23 protein-coding genes, 1 tRNA gene, 1 pseudogene and 1 other annotated feature are annotated in these 23,309 nt (G+C 64.6%); of the genes and pseudogenes, 15 read left to right on the forward strand and 10 right to left on the reverse strand.

What is annotated here, in order from left to right; translation table 11 throughout:
• Window position 1 precedes the first annotated feature (1 nt).
• Window positions 2-787, forward strand: a pseudogene (locus JWQ24_RS28550) (recombinase family protein); the annotation flags it as partial.
• Window positions 788-1,558: 771 nt separating this feature from the next.
• Here the strand turns inward: JWQ24_RS28550 and JWQ24_RS04915 are convergent.
• A tRNA-Leu gene (locus JWQ24_RS04915) sits at window positions 1,559-1,643 on the reverse strand.
• A 181-nt stretch (window positions 1,644-1,824) separates the two neighbouring features.
• On the opposite strand from JWQ24_RS04915, the gene JWQ24_RS04920 reads away from it, so the two are divergent.
• Window positions 1,825-2,349, forward strand: a complete 525-nt coding sequence (locus tag JWQ24_RS04920) for a disulfide bond formation protein B (RefSeq protein ID WP_299805195.1) — start codon at window positions 1,825-1,827, stop codon at window positions 2,347-2,349.
• Here JWQ24_RS04920 and JWQ24_RS04925 read toward each other — a convergent pair.
• Window positions 2,346-3,410, reverse strand: coding sequence for an AbrB family transcriptional regulator (locus JWQ24_RS04925; protein ID WP_299805099.1), 1,065 nt, complete (start codon window positions 3,408-3,410; stop codon window positions 2,346-2,348). The genes JWQ24_RS04920 and JWQ24_RS04925 overlap by 4 nt on opposite strands.
• A gap of 128 nt (window positions 3,411-3,538) precedes the next feature.
• The gene (locus JWQ24_RS04930) at window positions 3,539-3,814 is read right to left on the reverse strand and encodes a PsiF family protein (protein WP_299805197.1); all 276 of its coding nucleotides are present in this window, start codon (window positions 3,812-3,814) and stop codon (window positions 3,539-3,541) included.
• A gap of 194 nt (window positions 3,815-4,008) precedes the next feature.
• Between JWQ24_RS04930 and JWQ24_RS04935 the strand changes: the two genes are divergently transcribed.
• Window positions 4,009-4,512, forward strand: a complete 504-nt coding sequence (locus JWQ24_RS04935) for a hypothetical protein (RefSeq protein WP_299805101.1) — start codon at window positions 4,009-4,011, stop codon at window positions 4,510-4,512.
• An 85-nt stretch (window positions 4,513-4,597) separates the two neighbouring features.
• Here the strand turns inward: JWQ24_RS04935 and JWQ24_RS04940 are convergent, their stop codons facing one another.
• From JWQ24_RS04940 to JWQ24_RS04955, 4 genes are all read right to left on the reverse strand, one after another.
• Window positions 4,598-5,890: a dicarboxylate/amino acid:cation symporter gene (locus JWQ24_RS04940; protein ID WP_299805104.1), complete on the reverse strand. Its 1,293-nt coding sequence runs from the start codon at window positions 5,888-5,890 to the stop codon at window positions 4,598-4,600.
• Between the two features lie 55 nt (window positions 5,891-5,945).
• Entirely contained in the window at window positions 5,946-6,821 is an 876-nt protein-coding gene (gene yghU / locus JWQ24_RS04945; protein ID WP_299805107.1) for a glutathione-dependent disulfide-bond oxidoreductase, read from the reverse strand.
• A gap of 215 nt (window positions 6,822-7,036) precedes the next feature.
• Entirely contained in the window at window positions 7,037-8,923 is a 1,887-nt protein-coding gene (locus JWQ24_RS04950) for a ferrous iron transporter B (protein ID WP_299805110.1), read from the reverse strand.
• Window positions 8,923-9,195, reverse strand: coding sequence for a FeoA family protein (locus JWQ24_RS04955; protein ID WP_299805113.1), 273 nt, complete (start codon window positions 9,193-9,195; stop codon window positions 8,923-8,925). Before JWQ24_RS04955 ends, JWQ24_RS04950 begins: the two co-directional genes overlap by 1 nt.
• Window positions 9,196-9,342: 147 nt before the next feature.
• On the opposite strand from JWQ24_RS04955, the gene JWQ24_RS04960 reads away from it, so the two are divergent.
• From JWQ24_RS04960 to JWQ24_RS04975, 4 genes are all read left to right on the forward strand, one after another.
• Window positions 9,343-9,753, forward strand: a complete 411-nt coding sequence (locus JWQ24_RS04960; RefSeq protein ID WP_299805116.1) for a CidA/LrgA family protein — start codon at window positions 9,343-9,345, stop codon at window positions 9,751-9,753.
• Window positions 9,750-10,472 (forward strand): LrgB family protein, encoded by a 723-nt coding sequence (locus tag JWQ24_RS04965; protein WP_299805118.1) that lies wholly within the window; start codon window positions 9,750-9,752, stop codon window positions 10,470-10,472. The genes JWQ24_RS04960 and JWQ24_RS04965 overlap by 4 nt, the downstream gene beginning before the upstream one ends.
• A 112-nt stretch (window positions 10,473-10,584) precedes the next feature.
• Complete coding sequence (locus tag JWQ24_RS04970; RefSeq protein WP_299805120.1) at window positions 10,585-11,364, forward strand: sulfite exporter TauE/SafE family protein; 780 nt, start codon at window positions 10,585-10,587, stop codon at window positions 11,362-11,364.
• Window positions 11,365-11,394: 30 nt separating this feature from the next.
• Window positions 11,395-12,072, forward strand: a complete 678-nt coding sequence (locus tag JWQ24_RS04975; protein ID WP_299805122.1) for a DsbA family protein — start codon at window positions 11,395-11,397, stop codon at window positions 12,070-12,072.
• A gap of 73 nt (window positions 12,073-12,145) precedes the next feature.
• Here the strand turns inward: JWQ24_RS04975 and JWQ24_RS04980 are convergent, their stop codons facing one another.
• The 3 genes from JWQ24_RS04980 to JWQ24_RS04990 form a co-directional block, all read right to left on the reverse strand.
• The gene (locus JWQ24_RS04980) at window positions 12,146-12,352 is read right to left on the reverse strand and encodes a hypothetical protein (protein WP_299805124.1); all 207 of its coding nucleotides are present in this window, start codon (window positions 12,350-12,352) and stop codon (window positions 12,146-12,148) included.
• 81 nt (window positions 12,353-12,433) lie between these two features.
• Complete coding sequence (locus tag JWQ24_RS04985; protein WP_299805126.1) at window positions 12,434-13,111, reverse strand: L,D-transpeptidase; 678 nt, start codon at window positions 13,109-13,111, stop codon at window positions 12,434-12,436.
• A 168-nt stretch (window positions 13,112-13,279) separates the two neighbouring features.
• Window positions 13,280-14,746, reverse strand: a complete 1,467-nt coding sequence (locus tag JWQ24_RS04990; protein WP_299805128.1) for a SulP family inorganic anion transporter — start codon at window positions 14,744-14,746, stop codon at window positions 13,280-13,282.
• An 80-nt stretch (window positions 14,747-14,826) separates the two neighbouring features.
• Window positions 14,827-14,880, reverse strand: a sequence feature (sul1 is cis-regulatory element that is thought to sense ions involved in sulfur or methionine metabolism; They are found in Alphaproteobacteria).
• A 178-nt stretch (window positions 14,881-15,058) separates the two neighbouring features.
• On the opposite strand from JWQ24_RS04990, the gene JWQ24_RS04995 reads away from it, so the two are divergent.
• The 8 genes from JWQ24_RS04995 to JWQ24_RS05030 all read left to right on the forward strand — a co-directional run bounded on the left by JWQ24_RS04995 (window position 15,059) and on the right by JWQ24_RS05030 (window position 23,308).
• Window positions 15,059-15,946, forward strand: a complete 888-nt coding sequence (locus tag JWQ24_RS04995; RefSeq protein ID WP_299805131.1) for a cation diffusion facilitator family transporter — start codon at window positions 15,059-15,061, stop codon at window positions 15,944-15,946.
• A gap of 71 nt (window positions 15,947-16,017) precedes the next feature.
• Entirely contained in the window at window positions 16,018-16,386 is a 369-nt protein-coding gene (locus JWQ24_RS05000) for a hypothetical protein (RefSeq protein WP_299805133.1), read from the forward strand.
• A gap of 61 nt (window positions 16,387-16,447) precedes the next feature.
• Window positions 16,448-18,640: a TonB-dependent receptor gene (locus tag JWQ24_RS05005; RefSeq protein WP_299805136.1), complete on the forward strand. Its 2,193-nt coding sequence runs from the start codon at window positions 16,448-16,450 to the stop codon at window positions 18,638-18,640.
• 35 nt (window positions 18,641-18,675) lie between these two features.
• Window positions 18,676-19,623 (forward strand): DUF1775 domain-containing protein, encoded by a 948-nt coding sequence (locus JWQ24_RS05010; RefSeq protein ID WP_299805139.1) that lies wholly within the window; start codon window positions 18,676-18,678, stop codon window positions 19,621-19,623.
• A 134-nt stretch (window positions 19,624-19,757) separates the two neighbouring features.
• Entirely contained in the window at window positions 19,758-20,447 is a 690-nt protein-coding gene (locus JWQ24_RS05015; RefSeq protein ID WP_299805142.1) for a GntR family transcriptional regulator, read from the forward strand.
• Window positions 20,444-21,340 carry a fumarylacetoacetate hydrolase family protein gene (locus tag JWQ24_RS05020; RefSeq protein WP_299805144.1) on the forward strand — a complete coding sequence of 299 codons (897 nt, stop codon included), beginning with the start codon at window positions 20,444-20,446 and terminating at the stop codon, window positions 21,338-21,340. The genes JWQ24_RS05015 and JWQ24_RS05020 overlap by 4 nt, the downstream gene beginning before the upstream one ends.
• Window positions 21,341-21,368: 28 nt before the next feature.
• Window positions 21,369-22,268: a polysaccharide deacetylase family protein gene (locus tag JWQ24_RS05025; RefSeq protein ID WP_299805145.1), complete on the forward strand. Its 900-nt coding sequence runs from the start codon at window positions 21,369-21,371 to the stop codon at window positions 22,266-22,268.
• Window positions 22,269-22,330: 62 nt separating this feature from the next.
• On the forward strand, window positions 22,331-23,308 hold the full coding sequence (locus tag JWQ24_RS05030) for a tripartite tricarboxylate transporter substrate-binding protein (RefSeq protein WP_299805147.1): 978 nt from the start codon (window positions 22,331-22,333) through the stop codon (window positions 23,306-23,308).
• The last annotated feature ends 1 nt before the right edge of the window (window position 23,309 follow it).

Consider the following 23,309-nt stretch of genomic DNA (forward strand, 5'->3'; position numbering starts at 1 on the left):
TATGCTTTCGAGCTCGGACCAAATTTCCCAAATTTTGGGGCGATGTAAGCGTGACGGGGATAACGTTGTCGGCGTGTTCCGGGACGAGGGCGAAACGGCTACCAACATGAGACGGAGCGGCTTCGAGACCATGATTGCGCGTGCGACCGATGGGACTCGAACGATCGACGCAATTCTCGTGTTCTCTTTTTCCCGTGCGTTCCGCAATCAGGTCGAGCAGGAATTGACGGTGCAGACGCTGCGCAAGCATCGCGTCGAGTTGATCTCGTTCGCCGAACCCCTGACCAAAGATGATACTGGAGACATGTTCCGAAAGTTCATCGGAATCGTCAACGAATATCAATCCAAGGAAACATCGAGGGCAACCAGCCGCACGATGCTGGCCAATGCGAGGTTGGGCTATTCCAATGGCGGCAACATCCCGTTCGGATACAAGTCCGTCGACTCCGACATCATCGGCAACAAACAGAAGAAGCGGCTCGCCATCGAACCGGTTGAAGCGGAGGTGGTGCGGCTCGCCTTCGATCTCGCCAGAAACGGCGATGGCACCAGCGGACCGCTCGGCACAAAAAAGATCGCCTTATGGCTGAACGAGCGCGGCTACCGCTCCCGCAAGGGATCGCTGTTCGGCACCGGCACTGTTCACGAAATCCTGACCCGCGAGGCCTATACCGGCACCCGGCGCTTCAACGAATACGACCGCGGAGCTGGTGAGCGAAAGAAAGAGGCCGACATCGTCGAATACGATGTGCCTGAGATCATCAACCGAGCAGCTTTCGACGAGGTCCAGGCTTTGTTGGTCTCCCGACAACCCCGACTCAAGGGTCCACGGTTGGCCTCGGCGCCCTCGTTGCTTGGCGGTCTTGTTCGATGTGACTGCAAAACGTCCTGTGCGCTGACCACGGCGACCGGCACATCCCGCACCGGCAAGGTCCACACCTATTACAAATGCTGCCAGGCCATCAAACAGGGCCGCCACAAACAGGATAACGGCGCTTGCTGCGCAAACCGCAAGATCGCCCGTCCGATCATCGAAAAGCTGGTCGTCGAGGCCCTGGTCGATCAGTTGCTCCAGCCTGAGCGGGTCACCGCCATCTTGATGACCCTCAAGGCCCGCAGAGACGGGCGCCAGGCGTCCGCTGATCAGCGCCTGACGGATCTGGCAAGGCAGGTTGCCGACACTGGGGAGCGGCTATCGCGGCTTTACGGGTCGATCGAGGCTGGCACCATCGACGGGACCGACCCGGCTCTGAAAGATCGCGTGGCTGCGCTCAAGTCGGCCCGCGACAGCGCTTTGGAAGCCCTGGATTACGCAAAACGGTCCAGCGCCCTCCCGATCGAGATCGACCCCGTCGCAATCGACCGATTTGCCCGCCTGATGCGCGAACAGCTTATCTCGGGAGATGTGGCAGCCCGGAAGGCCTATCTGAGCGCCGTAGTCGACGCGATCGTCGTTTCCGACAACACCATCCGCATTATCGGGTCGAATGAAAACATTCGGGCCACCCTGGGTCCGAATGGCCAGCCGACGCCCGTGGTTCGTAAGTCTGTTCAGGAATGGTGCCCCTGGCCGGAATCGAACCAGCACTCCTTGCGGAACTCGATTTTGAGTCGAGCGCGTCTACCAATTCCGCCACAGGGGCCATCGCGCCGCCGCCAAGGCAGCGGTGCGAAGCGGGCGGAATATAGCGGGCGTTCCGTGCGGGTCAACCGGCACGTGCCCGGCCATACACCCCAGTGTGATCGCATCCGCCTCGACAGGCTTTGGCGACCGGGATACGAGGCAGGCTGAACCCGGAGAATGCCGTGACCGCCGCAACCACCATGAAGCCCGCGCAAGCCCGCGGCGAGTCTGATCCGGCGCTGCTGGCGGCCTCCGCTGTCGGCGTTATCGCCGCGGCGACGCTGGCAGGGGCCTGGTTCTTCCAGCTGGTGCTGGACATCCTGCCCTGTCCGCTCTGCCTCGAGCAGCGTTATGCCTATTATCTGGCGGTGCCGCTTGCCGCTCTGGTGGCGATCGCCGCGGCGAAACGGGCGCCGCGCGCGGTGCTGATCGGGGGCCTGCTTCTGCTCGCGCTGGCGGCGCTCGGCAATGCCGGCCTTGGCGCCTACCATGCCGGCGTCGAATGGGGTTTTTGGCCGGGGCCGACCGATTGCACCGGGCCGGTCGGCAATCTGGGCAGCGCCGGCAGCCTGCTGTCGCGCCTCGACAGCGTCAAGGTGATCCGCTGCGACGAGGTCCAGTTCCGCTTCCTGGGCGTCTCGCTGGCCGGCTACAACGTGCTGATATCGCTGCTGATGGCGGCGATTGCCGCGTTGGGCACGGCCAGAACCGCGAAGGCGCTCTAATCGTCGATATCGTCCTGCGCCTTGCCGAACAGGTGCACGATGCCCGGCGTGACGATCGAGACGTAGACGAAGCGTGACAGATGATGCGCGCCGACAAATACGGGGTCGATGTGCAGCGTCAGCGCCAGCGCCAGCATGGCGTCCATGGCCCCCGGCGCGAAGGCGACCACGATGTCGCTCAGTTTGACATTCGTGGTCAGCGCAATCGCAGCGACAAACACCGACGAAATCGCGATCGCCACGGCGAACGAGCCCAGCGCTGCATAGAGATGACTGAGGACGGTGCGCGGGCTGATCTTGCCGAAGCGCGAGCCGATCAGCGTGCCGATGCCGGTGAGGGCTGCGATATAGGCCCATTGCGGCAGCGCGCCTTCGACCAGGCCGGTGCCGTGCAGGATCGACGACGCCATCATCGCGCCGAACATCCAGCTTGCCGGAAACCGGATCCAGCGCATCAGCAGCGATACCGCGACCGCGGCCACGGCGAGTTCGGCGAGCGCCAGCGCGGTGGCCGGCTCGCCGCGCGACGGCAGCGGGCCGTGGCCGATCAGCCCGGTGGCGGCGAGCAGCAGCGGCACCGCGGCCGTGAGGATCATGACGCGGAAGATCTGCACCACGGCGATGCCCGGCACATCGGCATTGCGCTCGGTCGCCAGCATGATGATCTGCGACAGTGCGCCCGGGCTGCCGGCGAGCAGCGCCGAGGTGCGGTCCCAGCCGTGGAACCGCTGCAGATAGAGGCTGCTGCCGAAGGTTGAACAGAAGGTGGCGACGGCCAGCAGCGCGATGGTCAGCGGATAGGCGCTGAGGTTCTTCACCATCGTGGGCGACACCATCGATCCCAGCGACAGGCCGAGCGTCATAAGGATCACATGCGCCATCGGCTGTGGCAGCCCGACGGGGCGGCCGGACATGCCGAACAGCGCCACCGCGATCATCGCGCCAGAGATCAGCCCGCCCGGCAATTCCGCGACATAGAACAACGTCGCGCCGACCGCGCCGACGGCCAGCGTCTGCAGCGTGGTGATGTTTTGCGAGAGGGTAGGAAGTGCAAGTGGCATTCGCGCGCGGACTCAGATGACCCCGCCTTATGGCAAAGTCCGGCGCAGCCTACAAATGCGCTTTGCTGGTCGCCGCGTCTGCCCGGCGCTGTTACGCTGCGTCGGGCAGAGAGGGAATCAAGCTGACGTCAGCTCTTGCCGCCGGTCTTCTTGCAGTCAGAGCGAAACTTGTGGCGTTCCTTGCCGTGCAATCCCTTGGCGTCGGCTTGCTTGGAGCACTCCAGCGACACTTCGGTGCGCGGCTTCGCGGTCTTGGCTTCCGACTTGGCCTCCGGGGCTGTCTTCGCGACCGGGGCGGATTTGGTCATCGGCGTGGGGGCTGGCGCCGGGCTCTGCGCGGAGGCGGCGCCGATCAGCATCAGCGAAGCGAAGGCGGCGATAGCTGCGCGGGAAGAGAACTTCATCATGGGGGCACCTCGGGTTGAAGAGGCGGCAAGCGTCGCGCCGACGGGCTGAATGGCGGGTGAATGAAAAGCCGCGTGCACCGCAACCGCGATCACGATAATTTGCCATAATGCCGGCCGCCGGCGTTGCCCCCCGCCATCGTCGCGCTAGGATGGCATTGTCAATTCATCGTGTGTCGAGGGAGTGAACGATCATGAAGACAAGCAAGATCCTGTCCTGCGCCATCGCGGCATCCGGCCTGGCCATGCTGGCGTTGAGCCCGGCGCAGGCACTGACCATGTCGGAATGCAGCGCCAAATACAAAGCGGCGCAGACCGCCGGCACGCTGGCCGGCCAGAAGTGGAATGATTTCCGGAAGGCGCAGTGCGGCACTGACGCCGCCGCCACGCCGGCCGCCGTGACCACCACGGCCCCGCCCGCCGCCACGCCTGCGCCGAAAGCCGCCGAGGCCAAGCCCGCCGCGCCGAAGCCCGCGGCAACGGCTGCGGCCGCGCCGGTGGCAACCGGCCCGGCCACCTTCCCAACGGCGATCGATCCGAAATACGCCAAGGAAACGGCCGGCAAGGCCCGCATGCACACCTGCGTCGACATGTACAACGCCAACAAGTCGGGCACCGGCAATGGCGGCCTGAAGTGGATCCAGAAGGGCGGCGGCTATTACAGCGAATGCACCAAGAAGCTGAAAGGCGCGGCGTAAGCGCCGGCCAGGAAGCCGTCCGCGTTTCAAGTCCGAAGTAGCCTGCCTTGCACAGAGTGCGTGATGGCCGGGGATTACTCGCCCGTCACGCCGGCTGTTTTTCCATTTCCTCGCCGAAGTCGATCGGGTGCAGCAGCGCCTTGTGCAGCTGGTCGCGGTCGAGTTCGCCTTCCCAGCGGCTGATCACGATGGTCGCGACGCCGTTGCCGATCAGGTTGGTCAGCGCGCGGCACTCGCTCATGAACTTGTCTATGCCGACAATGATGGCCAGCGACGTGATCGGAATATCGGGGATGATCGACAGCGTGGCGGCGAGCGTGACGAACCCCGCGCCGGTGACGCCGGAGGCGCCCTTCGAGGTCAGCATTGCCACCACCAGCACCGTCGCCATCTGGCCGTAGGTCAGGTGCGTGTTGGTGGCCTGAGCCAGAAACAGCGTCGCCAGCGTCATGTAGATGTTGGTGCCGTCGAGGTTGAAGCTGTAGCCGGTCGGGATCACCAGTCCGACCACCGGCTTCGATGCGCCGAGCGCTTCCATCTTGGTGATCATGCGCGGCAGCACGGTCTCCGACGAGCTGGTGCCGAGCACGATCAGCAGTTCATCCTTGATATAGGCGATGAAGCGCAGGATCGAGAAGCCGAAGGCACGCGCGATGGCGCCGAGCACCAGCAGCACGAACAGCAGCGAGGCGAGATAGAAGGTGAAGATCAGATATCCGAGATTGACCAGCGCGCCCAATCCGAACGAGCCGATCGTGAATGCCATCGCGCCGAACGCGCCGATCGGCGCCAGTTGAACGATCATGCCGATGATGCGGAAGAACATCTTGCCGGCGAGGTCAATTCCGCGAGTGATCTGCTCGCCGGGCTTTCCCATATGGGAAATGGCGAAGCCGCTCAGGATGGCGACCAGCAGCACCTGCAGCAGGTCGCCCTTGGCCAGAGAGTCGAAGTAGGAGCTCGGGATGATTGCCAGCAGGTGCGTAACGAAGTTCTCTTCCTTGGCACGGCTGACATAGCTGGCGACCGATTTCGGATCGAGCGTGGCGGGATCGATGTTGAAGCCGGTGCCGGGCTGCAGGAAATGGCCGACCAGAAGGCCGATCACCAGCGCCAGCGTCGAGACGGTCTCGAAATACAGCAGGGTCTTGCCGCCGATCCGGCCGACCTTGCTCATGTCGCCGATCGAGGCGATGCCGTGGACCACCGTGCAGAAGATCGCGGGTGCGATCATCATCTTGATCAGCGCGATGAAGCCGTCACCGAGCGGCTTCAGTGCCTTGCCCGCATCCGGATAGAAGTATCCGAGCGTCACGCCGAGGATGATCGCGATGATCACCTGAACGTAGAGGATGCGGTACCAGGCTTGCTTGGCCATGACGATGGTCCTTTGGGCAGTGCTTCCGAAAAGGAGGGAGAGGGCGACGACCGCCTCAGGTTGCCTCGGCCAGCTTGTCTTGTGTCCTGGTCTCGAAATCGGAGGCGTCGTGCCGTTCGTGCAATTGCTCGGACAGCGGGCCCGAGGTCCGGTTCACTATCCGGCCGCGCTTCACGGCAGGACGGCCGGCGATCGCCTTGGTCCAGCGCTGCAGGTTTTTATAGGACTTCACGTCGAGGAATTCAGCGGAGTCGCCGTAGAGCAGGCCCAGCGCCAGGCCGCCGTACCAGGGAAATACCGCAATATCGGCGATCGAATAATCCTTGCCCGCCAGATACTCATTGTCCGCGAGGCGGCGGTCGAGTACGTCGAGCTCGCGTTTGACCTCCATCGCAAAACGGTCGATGGCGTATTCGATCTTGGTCGGCGCATAGGCATAGAAATGGCCGAAACCGCCGCCGAGATAGGGCGCGCTGCCCATCTGCCAGAACAGCCACGACAGCGTCTCCGTGCGGGCCGGCCCGCTACGCGGCAGGAAAGCGCCGAACTTCTCGGCCAGATGCATTAGGATCGAACCGGACTCGAACACCCGGACCGGGGTCGGCCCGGAGCGGTCCATCAGCGCCGGGATCTTGGAGTTCGGATTGATCTCGACGAAGCCCGAGCCGAACTGGTTGCCATCGATCCTGATCAGCCAGGCGTCATATTCCGCGCCGCGGAAGTCCCGCGCCAGCAGCTCTTCCAGCATGATCGTGACCTTCTGCCCGTTCGGCGTGGCCAGCGAATAGAGCTGCAGCGGATGCTTTCCGACCGGCAGTTCCTTGTCATGGGTCGGTCCGGCGATCGGCCGGTTGGTGCTGGCGAACTTGCCGCCATTTTCCTTGATCCAGGTCCAGACTTTGGGCGGGGAGTACGAGGTGGGATCGGTCATCAATGGGCTCCGGCCGCCGGATGGCTCTGCCGCTGGCCACGCTCACGAAGATGAGTGGCGGGCGGCTCCGACGGTATAGGTGATAAAAATCATAGCGGGCCCTCTGAAAAACAAGAGGCGGAATTGCAGCCCGGTGGGTTGATGGAACAAGCAGGCAGCCTGCTACCGGCCCGGTGCGGCACCCTTTGGCGAGATCCCCGGAGGTAACTTCCCCGCTACCCTGCTCCGAAGGCCACGGCCACGTTGTAGGTCATCAGGCTGGCGATGTAGGCCAGTGCGAACATGTAAAGGAAGGTGACGACCATCCAGCCGGTGCTGCCGGTCTCGCGGCGGATCACGGCCAGCGTCGAGGCGCATTGCGGGGCGAAGATGAACCAGGCCAGCAGCGACAAGGCGGTGGCGAGACTCCATTTGGCGGCCAGCACCTGGCCGATCTGGTCGGCGGCTTCCTTGCCGCCTTCGATCGCGTAGACGGTGCCCAGGGCTGCGACCGCGACTTCGCGCGCCGCCATGCCGGGGATCAGGGCGACCGCGATCTGCCAGTTGAAACCGAGCGGCGCCAGTACCGGCTCGAGGATTTTCCCGATCATCGCGGCGAGGCTGTAGTTGATCGCCGGGCCCTCGGCGCCGGCGGGCGGCTGCGGGAACGAGGCCAGGAACCAGATCAGCACCATCATCGACAGGATCGTGGTGCCGGCGCGCTGCAGGAACATCTTGGCGCGGGTGTAGACGCCGATTGCGATCGAGCGCACGCGCGGCAGCTTGTAGTCCGGCAGTTCGAGCATGAAGGGCGCGGGCTGGTAGTCGCGCCACATGAAGAACTTGATGACGAACGACACGCCCAGTGCGCTGGCGATGCCGACGGCATACAGCCCGAACATCACCAGCCCCTGCAGGTTGAGGATGCCCCAGACGTCGGTCGCCGGAATGAAGGCGGAGATGATCAGCGTATAGACCGGTATCCGCGCCGAGCAGGTCATCAGCGGCGCGATCAGGATGGTGGTAAGGCGGTCGCGCCGGTTGTCGATCACCCGCGTTGCCATGATGCCAGGGATCGCGCAGGCGAAGCTCGACAGCAGCGGGATGAAGGCGCGGCCATGCAGTCCGGCGCCGCCCATGATGCGGTCCATCAGGAACGCGGCGCGGGCCATGTAGCCGAAATCTTCCAGCAGCAGGATGAACAGGAAGATGATGATGATCTGCGGCAGGAACACCAGCACGCTGCCGACGCCGGAGATCACGCCGTTCTGCAGGAAGCTTTGCAGCAGCCCGTCGGGCAATATGTCATGCACCAGCGCGCCCAGCGCCGAAAAACTGTTTGCCAGAAATTCCATCAGCGGCTGCGCCCAGCTGAACACCGCCTGGAACATGACGAACAGGATCAGCGCGAGAATCACCAGCCCGCCGACCGGATGCAACACCACGGCATCGACCCGCGTGGTCAGTGAATCCGGCTTCGTCGGCAGCGTGACCGTTTCCCGGATGATCCTGTCGGCCTCGCGCTGTAGCGCCTTGAGGTCGGAGATTCCGAGCGGTTTCCAGGTGTTGTCGACGCTCGCGGGCGGCGCATGCGCCGCGAATTCCTCGGTGCGCGCGATAAGTTCGGCGGTGCCGCCCTTGCGCACCGCAATCGAGGTCACGACCGGCACGCCGAGCGCCGCCGACAGTGCCTCGATATCGACCGACACGCCGCGGCGCTGCGCGATGTCGAACATGTTCAGCACCAGCAGCAGCGGCCGGCCGGTGCGCTTGAGTTCGAGGACCAGCCGGAAGGTCAGTCGCAGGTTGGTGGAATCCGCGACGCACAGCACCAGGTCGGGCAGCGTCTCGCCGGGGTACTTGCCGAGCACGACGTCCCTGGTGATTTCCTCGTCGGGGCTGCGGCCGCGCAGCGAATAGGTGCCGGGCAGGTCGACAAGCGATATCTGCCGGCCGGTCGGCGTGACGAAGGCGCCGGTCTTGCGCTCGATGGTGACGCCGGCATAGTTCGCGACCTTCTGCCTGCTGCCGGTCAGCGCGTTGAACAGCGAGGTCTTGCCGCTGTTCGGCGCCCCCACCAATGCGAGATGGATCGAGCGGGGATCGAGGGCAAGGTTGCTCATCACAGCACGACGACGGCCATGGCCTCGCGCCTGCGCAATGCGATGGTGACGTTATTGACGCGGACCGCGATCGGGTCGCGCCGGATCGCGCCCTCGTGCAGGATTTCGACCCGGGCGCCCTCGACGAAGCCCATTTCGATCAGCTGGCTCTCCAGTTCGTGCGCCGTCAGCGACGAGCCACCTTCCTGAATGTGCAGTCGCTGGATGATCCCGCAGAAGCCGCGGGGCGCCTTGCCGAGAACGAGCGGGGTTGAATTGGCTGCGATGTCCATGGCCAAGCTTCTTCCAAGCGGGGCCGATGCGGTCAAGCCGGAAGCGGCGTCTTAGAACGATTGTAAAAACACGATTTAGCCAGTGGATGGCCGCGCGTGACATCGACGGCGACGCGGGCGATAAAGCTGGAACTTTGCGGAGCCTCTATGATTGCCAGCCTTTGTCTTATTTTACTGTGCCAGCTGGCCGGCGAAATCGTCGTTCGCGCTCTGGCGCTGCCGATGCCCGGCCCCGTGGTCGGGATGTTGCTGTTGCTGATCCTGCTGCTGGCGCGTGACCGTTTCGGCTTCCTCGCGCGTGGGCCGCTGCAAGGCGGCGGCGTCGAGAACGGCGCCAAGGGACTGCTGGCGCATCTGTCGCTTTTGTTCGTGCCGGCTGGCGTCGGCGTCGTGCAGAAGCTCGATCTGCTCGCCGAACACGGGCTGGTGATCGCAGCAGTGCTGGCGATCTCGGTGCTGATCACGCTGCTGGTGACGGTGGCGACCTTCCTGCTGGTAGGCCGGCTGATGACGCACAGACGGCCCCAAGAACCGTTCAATGAACGGCCAATGCCATGACCCCCAATCCGTTCTCGCTCTGGGTCTATCTCTCGCAGACGCCGCTGCTGTGGCTGACGGTGACGCTGCTGGTCTATGCCTCCGCCGACGCGCTGTCGCAGGCCACCGGCCGGCATCCCTTTGCCAATCCGGTGTTTCATTCGATGTGGATGCTGGCGGCCTTCCTGCTGCTCACCGGCACCTCCTACAACACCTATTTCGGGGGCGCGCAGTTCGTCCACTTCCTGCTCGGGCCGGCCACGGTGGCGCTGGCGGTGCCGCTGTACGAGAACCGCAAAACCGTCGCGCTGGCGATCCTGCCAATGCTGGTGGCGCTGGTGGTCGGCTGCGCCACGGCCATCGTCTCGGTGGTGCTGCTGGCAAAGGCATTCGGCCTGCCGCGCGATATTACGCTGGCGCTGGCGCCGAAGTCGGTGACGGCCGCCGTTGCGATGGGTATCAGCGAATCGCAGGGCGCCGACGCCTCGCTGACGGCGGTAGCGGTGATCCTCACGGGCATCATGGGCGCGATCATCGTCACTCCGCTGATGAACCGCATGGGCATCACCGATTACCGAGCCCGCGGCTTCGCGGTGGGGCTTGCGTCGCACGGCATCGGCACGGCGCGCGCGTTTCAGGTCGATGCGGTGGCCGGGGTGTTCGCCGGGATCGCGATGAGCCTCAACGCGCTGGTGACCTCGCTGCTGGTGCCGATCGCCGTCACGCTGCTGCTGCGCTGATGGCGATCACGCAATTGCACGGCGTACCCATCGCAGTTGTGATGACGCCGGCATGGAGCCATCGGGCAAAGCTGGCTATGGTCGCGCCTTCGCCAACAAGAAACGTCCATCCATGATCACCATGATGCAAGGCGCGCTGGGACTGGTATCGGGTGTGCTGGTCGGCTTTTCGCTGGGGCTGGTCGGCGGTGGCGGCTCGATCCTCGCGGTGCCGCTGATGGTCTACGTCGTCGGCGTGCCCGACGCCCATGTCGCAATCGGCACCAGCGCCATCGCGGTGGCGGCCAATGCGGCGATCAATCTCGGAAATCATTCGCGCAGCGGCAACGTGCACTGGTCCTGCGCCCTGCTGTTCGCCGCAGCCGGCATCGCCGGCGCGATCGGCGGCTCGACGCTAGGCAAGCTGGTCGACGGCAACAACCTGCTGGTGATGTTCGCGCTCCTGATGCTGGTGATCGCCGGGCTGATGTTGCGGACGCGGTCGAATGCCGGGCTGGCCCGGGTCGACATCAGCATGGCCAACATGCCGGCGCTGATGGCGCTGGGGCTCGTGACCGGCACCTTGTCCGGTTTCTTCGGTATTGGCGGCGGCTTCCTGATCGTGCCGGCCTTGATGCTGGCGACCGGGATGGCCATCATGAGCGCGATTGCGTCGTCGCTGGTCGCGGTTACCGCCTTTGGGATCACGACGGCTGCAAACTATGCCCTGTCCGGCATGATTTCGTGGTGGCTTGCGTTGGTGGTTGTCCTCGGCGGCATCGTCGGCGGTCTGGCCGGTTCCGGTTCGGCGCGTCATTTATCGCTGCGCCCCGGCGCGCTCAACATCGTGTTTGCGTCTATCATTATTGTGGTGGCGCTCTATATGTTGGCGCGCAACATCTACGTTATCTGACGGCGGCGGGCGCATCGCCGGGAGCTTTGCATGAGCGATATCATCGACCCGTCCCGATCTTCCGCCGGCCGCACCACGCGCCGTGGCGCACTGGGCCTGCTCGGCGCCGGCGCTGTTCTGCTCGGCTTTGCGCCGGTTGCAGCTGTCGCCGCCAATGGCGACGAGAAGGTGCTCAACGAGGCCTTGGTGCTGCGCGACCCCGATATCCCGGTCGCCGGCAATCCTGATGGCGACATCACTATCGTTGAATATTTCGATTTCCAGTGCCCGTATTGCCGCAAGCTGGCGCCGGAGTTGAATGCCGCGGTGAAGCAGGATGGCCGCGTCCGGCTGGTGCACAAGGACTGGCCGATTCTCGGGCCGGTCTCGGTCTATGCGGCGCGGCTGGTGCTGGCGACCAGGTACCAGAACAAGTTCGTCGAGGCGCATGACGCGGTGATCAGCCTTGACGTCAAGCTGACCGAATCCGGTACCCGCGACCGGCTCGCCAAGGCCGGCATCGATGTCGATCGTGCGGTGGCCGATCTGCTGGCCCATCAGGAGGCGATTGCCGCGACGCTGAAGCGCACCGATGAGCAGGCCACGGCATTCGGCTTCAACGGCACCCCGGCCTTCATCATCGGCAAATTTCGCGTCCCCGGTCCGCTCACCCAGGAGCAGTTCGGCCAGGCGATCGCAGATGCCCGCAAGGCGAACGCGAAGAAATAGCGCGCCAAAATACCCGAACGCAAAACGCCCGCGTCATCCGACGCGGGCGTTTTGTATTTTCGGCTGGGGTCGATCAGTTCGACGTCAGCTTGACCCAGTCCTTCTGGGTGCGTGTCTTGAGCGCGTCCCATTCGCTGGCGGCGACGTCCCAATTGACGATGGTCCGGCGCTCCAGCGCGACCTCGCCATTGGCGACCGACGATGTCGACATCGAATCGTGGATATAGATGCCGCCAGTCAGCAGCAGCGCACCCAAAATCATTCCCGCAAACATCCGCATCGCACATTCTCCCGTGAGCGTGAACAACGCGACGGCCGGGAGAATGGTTCCCCGGTTGCTAGGCGGCGGGCCTTATGTGGATCAGGACGCCGAGGCGCGGCCGCCCTGGATGACGACGACGCGGCTGCCGGTTTTGACGCGGCTGTAGAGATCGACGATGTCCTGGTTCATCAGCCGGATGCACCCGCTGGAGACGGCATGGCCGATGGTCTGCGGCTCGGTGGTGCCGTGGATCCGGAACATGGTGTCGCGGTCGCCCTGGTAGAGGTACATCGCACGCGGGCCGAGCGGATTGTCGATGCCGCCGTCCATACCGCTGGCCATATGGCGGTAGCGCGCCGGTTCGCGGTTCATCATGTTCTCGGTCGGGCTCCAGTGCGGCCATTCCGCCTTGCGCTTGATGACGGCATTGCCCGCGAAAGCGAGGCCGGCCTTGCCGACGCCGATGCCGTAGCGCATTGCGCGGCCATTGCCCTCAATGAGGTAGAGATGTCGCGCGGCAGTATCGACGACGATGGTGCCGGCGGGCTCACGGCTGCGATATTCGACGGGCTGGCGCAGCATCGCCGGTTCGATCTCGCTGATGTCGATCGCCGGCAGCACATGGCCGCCGTCATTCAGCTCGGCATATTTCGCGGAACCGCCGCCAGCAAAAACGCCCGGCGCCATCGCGCCATTGCCCGCGCAACCGGCCAGCGAGGCCGATACCATCAAAAGCGCCAGCAAGCGCAACCCGCGTGATCCGCCAAAACCCGTCATCGTCATTCCCAGTCGTCACTGCATTTTTGAGCCGCCTCTGCGAGGCCGTTCATTCGCCCCATCGGTTGGGGCCTGCAGCTTCGTTAAGGAAGTGACATTCGTGTTAACGGGCCTGCGGCGTGGCCTTTTGCGCATTGCTGTGGTGATCAGGCCACAACGTCTGCCACCTCAGGATGTCTTTGGAAGCTGATGCGTCCCGAATCGCTCCACCATCGTCTCGCTGGCCTGGTTCAACCCGATCACTTCGACGTCGGCGCCGTGGCGGCGCAACTTCAGCACGATGTCATCCAGCGCGCCGATCGCGCTGATGTCCCAGAAGTGCGCGGCGCTGACGTCGATGCGCACATGCGCCGGCACGTCCTGGTAATCCACCGCATCGATCAGGCTTTGTGCCGAGGCGAAGAACACCTGACCTGCAATGCGATAGGTGATCGCCTGGCCGTCCGCGGCGCGCTCCGTGCTGACGCCGAGCAACCGCGCCACCTTGGCGGCGAAGAACACGCCGCTCAGCACCACGCCGCCGAGCACGCCCATCGACAGGTCGCCGGTGACCACCACGACGCTCACCACGGTCAGCATCACCACGCTGGAACTCAGCGGATGCGAGCGCAGATTGGTGACCGAAGACCACGAGAAGGTCGAGATCGATACCATGATCATCACGGCGACGAGGGCGGCCATCGGGATCTGTTTGACCCAGTCGCCGAGCACCACGATCAGGAACAGCAGCAGGCAGCCGGCGAAAAAGGTCGACAGCCGTGTTCGCGCGCCCGCGGTGACGTTGATCACCGATTGCCCGATCATCGCGCAACCGCCCATCGCGCCGAGAAAGCCGGTGACGAAATTGGCGACGCCCTGGCCGACGCATTCGCGATTCTTGTTGCTGGACGTGTCGGTCATGTCGTCGACGATCGAGGCCGTCAGCAGCGATTCCAACAGGCCGACCGCCGCCATCGTCAGCGAATAGGGCAGGATGATCCGCAGCGTTTCCCAGTTGAAAGGCACCTGCGGCAGCGCGAAGAACGGCAGCGAGGAGGGCAGTTCGCCCATGTCGCCGACAGTGCGCAGCTTGATGCCGGAGAACAGCGTGAAGGCGGTGAGCACGATAATGCTGACCAGCGCGGAAGGCACGCGCTTCGTCACAAAGGGAAACAGATAGATGATGCCGAGCCCGCCGGCGACCATCGCATAGGTTTCCCAGCCGACGTGGATCAGCTGTGGCAGTTGCGCCATGAAGATCAGGATCGCCAGCGCATTGACGAAACCGGTCATCACCGAACGCGAGACGAATTTCATCAGGAGGCCGAGCCGCAGCGCGCCGGCGGCGATCTGGATCAACCCCATCAGCACGGTGGCGGCGAACAGATATTGCAGGCCGTGGTCGCGCACCAAAGTGATCATCAGCACCGCGGTGGAGGCCGTGGCGGCGGAGATCATCGCGGGCCGGCCACCGACGATGGCCGTGACCACCGCGATCGAGAACGAGGCGTAGAGCCCGATCTTGGGATCGACGCCGGCGACGATCGAGAACCCGATGGCCTCCGGAATCAGCGCCAGCGCGACCAGCGTGCCGGACAACAATTCGGTGGGGATATTGCTCAGCCACTCGCGGCGGAACCGTTGGACAAACGTCATGCGGGAAAGACCGATATGGCCAGCGCGGCGACGGGCGATGCCCGGTCGGCCAGAAGCAGAAGTTGCCCGTATGCGCTGAAGGGTTTCCGGGGGATAGGCGCCCGGCCGAGCCACCCGATCAGATCGGGTCCGACGACGTCGGCAACCTGCCTTTGCGGGCCTGTGAGATCAAGCGCGAATTTGCGGCATAGGCTCGATATTGCGAGCCGTAATGCGAGGCAGTTGCAGTTGTGAAATGCGCCTTGCATCGCTGGCGTCAGCATATTAGAGCACACAGCCGCGCACGGCCGCGTCCCTCAATGAGCATTCATGATGACAAGCGTTCGCAGTCTGGCGCAGGGCAGTATTGCCGTGGGGTTCGTGGTTCTCGGGCTGAAATATCTCGCCTGGCATCTCACCGGCAGCGTCGCGCTGTTGTCGGACGCGATCGAGAGCATCGTCAATGTCTTGACCGCGGTTGTGGCGCTGATGGCGATCAGCCTCAGCGCCAAGCCCGCCGATGAGGAACATCCCTACGGTCATCACAAGGCGGAGTATTTTTCCGCGGTGCTGGAGGGCGTGCTGATTGTGCTCGCCGCGATCCTGATCCTGCGCGAAGCCTATTTCAGCTACCTCGCGCCGCGCGCACTCGATGCGCCGTGGCTCGGTCTCGTCGTCAATGCGGTGGCAACGGTGATCAATGCCGGCTGGGCCTGGGCGCTGATCCATCGCGGCCGGCAATTGCGTTCGCCGGCGCTGACGGCCGATGGCCGGCATCTGCTCACCGACGTGGTGTCGTCGATCGGCGTGCTCGGCGGCGTCGGCGTCGCCGCTTTGAGCGGCATTGCGATTCTAGATCCGATCCTGGCGGCGCTGGTGGCGCTGAACATCCTGTGGGCTGGCTGGGGCCTGATGAAGGAATCGCTGAGCGGCCTGATGGACGAGGCGATCCCGCCGACGACGCTGGCCGCGATCAGGAAGATCATTTCGACGGAGTCGGTCGGCGCGATCGAGGCGCATGACCTGCGGACCCGCCGTGCCGGGCGCATGACCTTCATCGATTTCCATCTGGTGGTGTCCGGCGCCACCTCGGTCAGCGCCGCGCACGAGATCTGCGACAATCTTGAGCGCGCGATCCGGCAGGAAATCGGCGAGGCGCTGATCACCATCCACGTCGAACCCGACAATAAGGCCAAGCACGCCGGGATCGTGGTGCTGTAGGCTGGTCCGTTCTCCGGTCGCCCCTTTGACAGGTACCCCCGCCGTGGTAATCGGAAGGTGAGGGCAATCCTTTGAAGCAGCATTCGCACAGACGCTGGTTTGGCACCGTGGCATCGCTCGCCGCGGCCTATGCGCTTGTGCTCAATGTCGTGCTGTCCAGTCTGCTGCTGGCATCGGTGTCGCCGGCCGCCTATGCCGCCGGCTTCGAGATCTGCGCCGTCAATCCCGACCATGGTGACGCCGGCAAGACCTCCGGCCAGGTCGCCGTGCATTGCCCGGTCTGCGTCTTCAGCCACGCGCCCGGTGCGCCGCCGCAGCCGACGCAGTTCCTCACCGCGCGGATCGCTATCACCATCGCGCCGAGCGCCGCCCGCGAGGCTGCCGTCGTCGCGCGCCTTGCCGCCACCGACCACCAGGCCCGCGCCCCGCCACTGAGCTGACGTTCCCGCGCGAAAATCTTCGCGCGCCATCCTCGTCATTTCAGTCCGGTGGAGATCACCCATGTTACCTGTGTCCCTACGGCTGCGCAGCGTATTGCTGGCATCCGCAGCTGCGCTCGTATCCGGCGCCGCTCACGCGCAGGCCGGCCCGCAAACCGTGCTGCCGGCGGTCACCGTCCATGCCCCGCAGCCGAAACACGTCGCAGCCGTGCGTCCGGCGCGCCGTGCCGACACCGCTTCGCGCGCCTCGCGTCGGCCTGTTGCGAGATCCCAGCAGCCCGCGCAAGCCCCGGGCGTGCCCGGCGCGCTCACCGTGGCTACCGCGCAGCAGGCGCTGCGCGAGATCCAGCAGACGCCGGGCGGCGTGGCTTTGGTGACGGCGGAGGCGTGGAAGAATTCGACCGTCGGGAACACCGTCAAGGATATCCTGGATTACGTGCCGGGCGTGATCGTGCAGCCGAAATGGGGCGACGACACAAGGCTGTCGATCCGCGGATCCGGCCTGTCGCGCAATTTTCATCTGCGCGGCGTGCAGCTTTATATGGACGGCATTCCGATCAACACCGCGGACGGCTACGGCGATTTCCAGGAGATCGACCCGACCGCCTATAAATATGTCGAGGTGTTCAAGGGCGGCAACGCGCTGCGCTTCGGCGCCAATTCGCTCGGCGGCGCGATCAATTTCGTCACCCCGACCGGCCGCGATCCCTTCGTGAACAGCGCCAGTATCGACATGGGCGCGTTCGGCTATCGTCGCGTTCAGGCCAGCGCCGGCGGCGCCAACGGCCCGTGGGACGGCTTTCTCACCGCCTCAACACAGGCCGCCGACGGCTATCGCGACCACAGCGACGGCCACTCCACCCGCGTCAGCGGCAATGTCGGCTACCAATTCTCACCGGATTTCGAGACCCGCTTCTATCTCAACGCCAACGAGGTCCGGCAGCGGATTCCGGGCAGCGTGACCAAGACATCGGCTCTGGACAATCCGACGGCGGCGCTGGCCGGCAATGTCACCGGCGACCAGCAGCGTAACATCGACACGGTGCGCCTCGCCAACAAGACCACGATCCGCTTCGACGACACCACGCTGGAGTTCGGCGCCTTCGGCGTCGACCGCCATCTGATGCACCCGATCTTCCAGTATCTCGATTATCGCTACCGGGATTACGGCGGTTTCGCCAAGGTCACCGACGACCGCAACATCGGCGGCTTCCGCAACGTGTTCGTTGCCGGCGTCAACGTCATCAACGGCTCGATCGACAATACGCAATACGCCAATGTCGGCGGCCAGAAAGGCACGCTGCTGTCGTCGTCCGTCGATTCGTCGAAGAATACGTCGGTCTATGCCGAGAACTCGTTCTACTTCCTGCCGACTGTGGCGGCGATCGCCGGCACCCAGTTCCTCTACGCGACGCGCGACCGCAGAGATCGCTATCTTGCCGATGGCGACCAATCCGGCTCTACGGAATTCAACCTGTGGAGCCCGAAGGCCGGGCTGCTGTGGCAGATCGACAAGGGCTGGCAGGCCTATGCGAATGTTTCGCGCAGCGCCGAGGTGCCGAGCTTCGGTGAAAGCTCGGTCGGGCCGGGGATTCCAACCATCCCCTTCACCAGCATTCAGCCGCAACGCGCTACGACCTATGAGATCGGCACGCGCGGCCGAAGGCCGGACCTGACCTGGGAACTGACCGGCTACCGCGCCGAAATCTCCGATGAGTTGCTGTGCCTGTACAGCGCATTCGGCAATTGCAACGTCACCAATGCCGACCGCACGGTGCATCAGGGCATCGAGGCCGGCCTCGGCATTGCCGTGATGAAGGGCCTGTTCGCGGTCGGCGAGCAGCCCGACAGGCTTTGGCTCAACCTAGCCTATACGTTGAACGACTTCCGCTTCGATAACGATGCGGTGTACGGCAACAACCTGCTGCCCGGCGCGCCCCGCCATTACCTCCGCGCCGAATTGCTCTACAAGCATGCCAACGGCTTCTACATTGGTCCCAATCTCGAATGGGTGCCGGAAGCCTATTATGTCGACAGCGCCAACACGCTGAAGACCGAACCCTATGCGATCTGGGGCCTCAAGGCGGGCGTCGACAACGGCGGCACCTATTCCGGCTACATCGAGGCGCGCAATATCGCCAACACTGCCTACATCTCCTCCGCCAGCATCATCGACAGGGCCAATGCGAGTTCGACGCTGTTCGAGCCGGGCAGCGGCCGCGCCGTCTATGCCGGCATAAAGGCTCGGTGGTGATCACCATGTTCAAGAATCCAACCCAAGGAGCTTCCATGAAGAACCTCTCCACGCTGGCGATCGCCGCCGGTCTCACGGCACTTGCGGTTCCCGCTTACGCCCATGTGTTCCTGCAGAGCGGCGACGGCACGCTGGGGGCGTCCTACCGCGCCGTGCTGGCGGTGCCGCATGGCTGCAAGGCCTCCGCGACGACGAAGGTCACAGTGAAAATTCCCGAGGGCATGATCGCAGTGAAGCCGATGCCGAAGCCGGGCTGGAGCATCGAGACGAAGAAGGGCGCCTACGCCAAGACCTATGACTTCATGCACGGCATGAAAGCCTCCGACGGCGTGCAGGAGATCAGCTGGACCGGTAAGCTCGACAACGACTTCTACGACGAGTTCGTGTTCACGAGTTTCCTGCCGGAATCGTTGAAGACCGACGCGCCGCTTTATCTGCCGACGCTGCAGACCTGCGAGACCGGCTCCGAGAACTGGGCGGAAATCCCTGCCGCCGGGCAGGATCCGCATGCGATGAAATCACCGGCCCCGATGCTGCGGCTGGCGGCCTCCACCCAGCCTGCGATGGAGGGGATGGTTCATGCCGGCAATCTGATGATCACCGCGCCATGGACCCGCGCGACGCCGCCCGGCGCCAAGCTGGCCGGCGGCTATCTCACGGTGATGAACATGGGCAAGGAAAGCGACCGCCTGACCGGCGGCAGCTTCGGCGCCGGCGGCCGCATCGAGGTGCATGAGATGAGCATGACCGACGGCGTGATGAAGATGCGCGAAGTCGGCGGCGGCCTCGAGATCAAGCCCGGCGCGACCGTGAAACTCGAGCCCGGTGGTTATCATTTGATGCTGCTGAACCTCGCCGCGCCGTTGAAGCAGGGCGACAAGGTCAAGGCACAGCTGACGTTCGAGAAGGCCGGCCGGGTCGATGTCGAACTCGACGTCGCCGGCATCGGCGCCTCGGCTCCCGCCGGCGGCCACGCGCACTGAGTGCCATAGACCCTCGCCCCGCCAGAGCGGAGCGAGGGCGCGCACGGCCGGCGCGCATCCCTTGCCCGGCCAACGCCATCTATTGCCTTTGTTTTCCCATAGACAATTCAATTTTGTATACATATACAAAATTGATGAGCCCGATTGCCGCCCGCCCCTATCTGCGAGACGAGGTCTATTCCGCGCTGAAGGTCAGCCTTGGGCTGCGCGCAGCGGGGATCACTGCGCCGGTGCGGGTACGGGAGGAGGAACTCGCCGCCGAGCTGGGCGTCAGCCGGACGCCGGTGCGGGAGGCGATGCGGCGGCTGGAGCAGGAGGGACTTATTGCATTCCGCCCGCGCCGCGGCGCGCGGCTGATGCCGACCTCGCTGCCGGAATATCTGGAGTGGCTGGCCATTCGCGAGATGCTGGAAGGACTTGCGGCCCGCGAGGTGGCGAGCCACGGCTCCGCCGATGTCGGCGCGCGGCTGCGCGCGGTGTTCGCCGGCTTCGACGAGGCGGGCGCCCTGGCGCGCCCGGGGGATTATGCGGCGGCCAACACCGCCTTCCATGCCCTGCTGGTGCGTGAAAGCCGCAATACGCTGCTGGAAAAGACCTGGGACTCCTTCGGTCATCTCAAGATGGCCGGGCTGCGTTTCATTGAGCGGCTGAACCGCGGCTCGCAATCCTTTCACGAGCATTTCGACATCATCGACGCCATCGACGCCCGTGATCCCGACCGCGCGGAGGCCGTGGCGCGCAGCCATGTCCGCGTGCTCCGCGATCAGGCGGCGGCGTCGCTCACCCAATTCGACATCCCCGAACCCCACGGAAGCAACACATGATCTTTCTGACCTTCGCTGCGGCCGATGGTTGCCGCCTCGGCCTCGTGATCGGCGGGCAGGGGGTGCTCGATCTCACCGCCGCCTGGCCTTCGAGCCAGACCGCGCCGCGCCATGTCGGCGATCTCGCTGAAGCCGGCGACGCCGGCATTGCCATCGTCCGCGATCTGCAATCTGCAGCCGCGACCAAGGACCTGTTGCCGCGCGCCTCGCTCAAGATCCTGGCGCCGATCCCGCGGCCGAAGAAGAACGTGTTCTGCGTCGGCCGTAACTACAAGGAACACATCGACGAAGGCATGCGTGCGCAGGGCAAGGCGCCGGTGCCGCTGCCGGTCGTGCCGGAATTCTTCACCAAGCCGCCGACCGCCGTGATCGCCGACGGCGACACCATCCCGCAGCATGCCAACGTCACCGCGCAGCTCGATTATGAAGTCGAGCTCGCCGTCATCATCGGCACCAAGGGCACCAATATCGCCGCCGCCGATGCGTATTCGCATGTGTTCGGCTATTCGATCATCAACGACATCACCGGGCGCGACACGCAGCGCCGCTATGGCCAGTGGTTCAAGGGCAAGGGCCTCGACCGCTCCTGCCCGTTCGGGCCGGTGGTGGTGCACGCCTCGGCGATCGGCGACGTCGAAGATCTGCGCATCTTCAGCACGGTCAATGGCGAACTCCGCCAGGACAGCCGCACCAGCCGGATGATCTTCGATATTCCTGACATCATCGAACACCTGTCGCGCGGCCTGACGCTGGAGCCGGGCGACGTGATCGCCACCGGCACGCCTTCCGGCGTCGGCTACGCGATGGAGCCGCCGCGCTTCCTGGTGGACGGCGACAGCGTGACCGCCGAGATCGAAGGCATCGGCATCCTGCGCAACACGATCACGGCGTAATCAAAAAAATACCTGAGAGGACACCGACATGAGCGAAGCCGAGACCTTCCGCGTGCAGCGCGCGACTTCCGATTTCCGCTGGCCGAACGGCGCGCGGATCGCGGTGGTCTTCAACCTCGCTTATGAAGCGTGGTCGCCCGGCAAGGCGCCGGGCATCGGGCCGATGGGCAATGTGCTGCAGCCGGGCTTCTTCGATACCAATGCGCATTCCTGGGCCAGCTACGGCGCGGTGCGCGGCATCCAGCGTCTGACCCGGATCGCGGCCGCCAACGGCGTCAAGGCCAGCATCATGGTCAACGCCGTGCTGGCCGAAACCCATCCGGCCGTGCTGGCTGAACTGCATGCCGCCGGTCACGAGATCGTCGCGCATTCCTACGGCATGGACGTGATCCCGGTCTATTTCGACGAGGCCGGCGAGCGCGCCAACATCCGCCGCACCACCGACCTGATCGCCGGGATCACCGGCGAGCGTCCGCTGGGCTGGATCAGCCCGCGCGGCACCGGAAGCCTGATCAGCCCGCGGCTGCTCGCCGAGGAAGGCTATGTCTGGTTCGGCGATTGCAACGACGACGACCTGCCGGCAATCATTGCGGCATCTGACGCTGTCGATAGTCCGCGTATCGTTGCGATCCCGCTGACGATGGACGTCAACGACCTGCCGCACAGCATCCGTTACGGTAATGCGCCGGCGGCGCTGGTCGAGCAGTTCCGCGCCATCCTCGACAATGCCCCTCGCGCCGACGATGCGCCGTTCATGCTCGATGTCACCGCACATACCCATGCGTTCGGGCGTCCCGCCGGAGCCTGGGCCTATGACGCGATGATCAAGCTGGCGCTTGAGCGCGATGACATCTGGATCGGCACGCGCATGGAGATCGCCCGGCACGCGCTGGCGCAGGGTCAGATGTTCAAGGACCAGACGACCTAACTCTCGCTCCTGTCAAAAGAGCGGCGCACAAGCGCCAGAACGATCATCTTGAAGGAAACGCCATGTCATCCGTCGTCACCCGTCCGGCCCTTGCCGCCTTGTTTGCAGCAGCAACCATCGCAGCGGTTGTTCCGGCGAATGCCCAGCAGCCCTATCCGTCGCAGCCGGTGAAGCTGGTGGTGGCGTTTGCGCCGGGCGGGCCGGCGGATCTTATTGCCCGCATTCTCGGCCAGAAGCTGAACGAGCACTGGAAGCAGCCGGTGGTGATCGAGAACCGCGGCGGCGCCGGCGGCAATATCGCCGCGGGCGTCGTCGCCAAGATGGAGCCGAACGGCTACAACGTGCTGGTTACGACCAGCGCCTTTGCCGTCAATCCGAGCCTGTCCTCGAAGGCTGGCTACAACCCGGCCGATTTCAATACGGCGATCGTCGCGGCGACGACGCCGAACCTGATCGTCGGCGCCCCAGGCCTGAAGGCCAAGACGCTGCGCGACGTGATCGAGGCGTCGAAGACCGAGAACTTCACCTATGGCACCGCGGGTGTCGGGACCACGCCGCATCTGTCGGCGGAAAAGATTTTCCGCCTCAATGCCAAGGTGACGATCGTGCACGCGCCGTTCACCGGCGCGGGGCCGGCGCTGAATTCGGTGATGGGCGGGCATACCGCGCTTGCCAGCGTGGCGCTGCCGGCGGCGATGGAACTGGTCAAGGGCGGCCAGGTCAAGGCGCTGGCCGTCACCAGCCGCGACCGCATGATGTCGCTGCCGGGCGTGCCCACCGCGCGTGAACTCGGCCTCAGCGACGACGAGGACGCCACCTGGGTGGCATTCCTGGTGCCGGCTGCAACGCCGCCCGCCATCGTCGAGAAGCTGAATGACGATATCAATATGGCGCTGGCCGATGCCGGCGTGCGCGAGCAGTTCGAACGCATCGGCTTCAGCGCGATCGGCGGCACGTCCGCGGAGTCGCAGACCTATGTGCGTTCCGAGATCAGCAAATGGGGCGAGATCATCCGCAAGCTCGACCTGAAGCAGGAATAGT

Source organism: Tardiphaga sp. (assembly GCF_028290495.1).
In the GTDB taxonomy this organism is placed as follows: domain Bacteria; phylum Pseudomonadota; class Alphaproteobacteria; order Rhizobiales; family Xanthobacteraceae; genus Tardiphaga.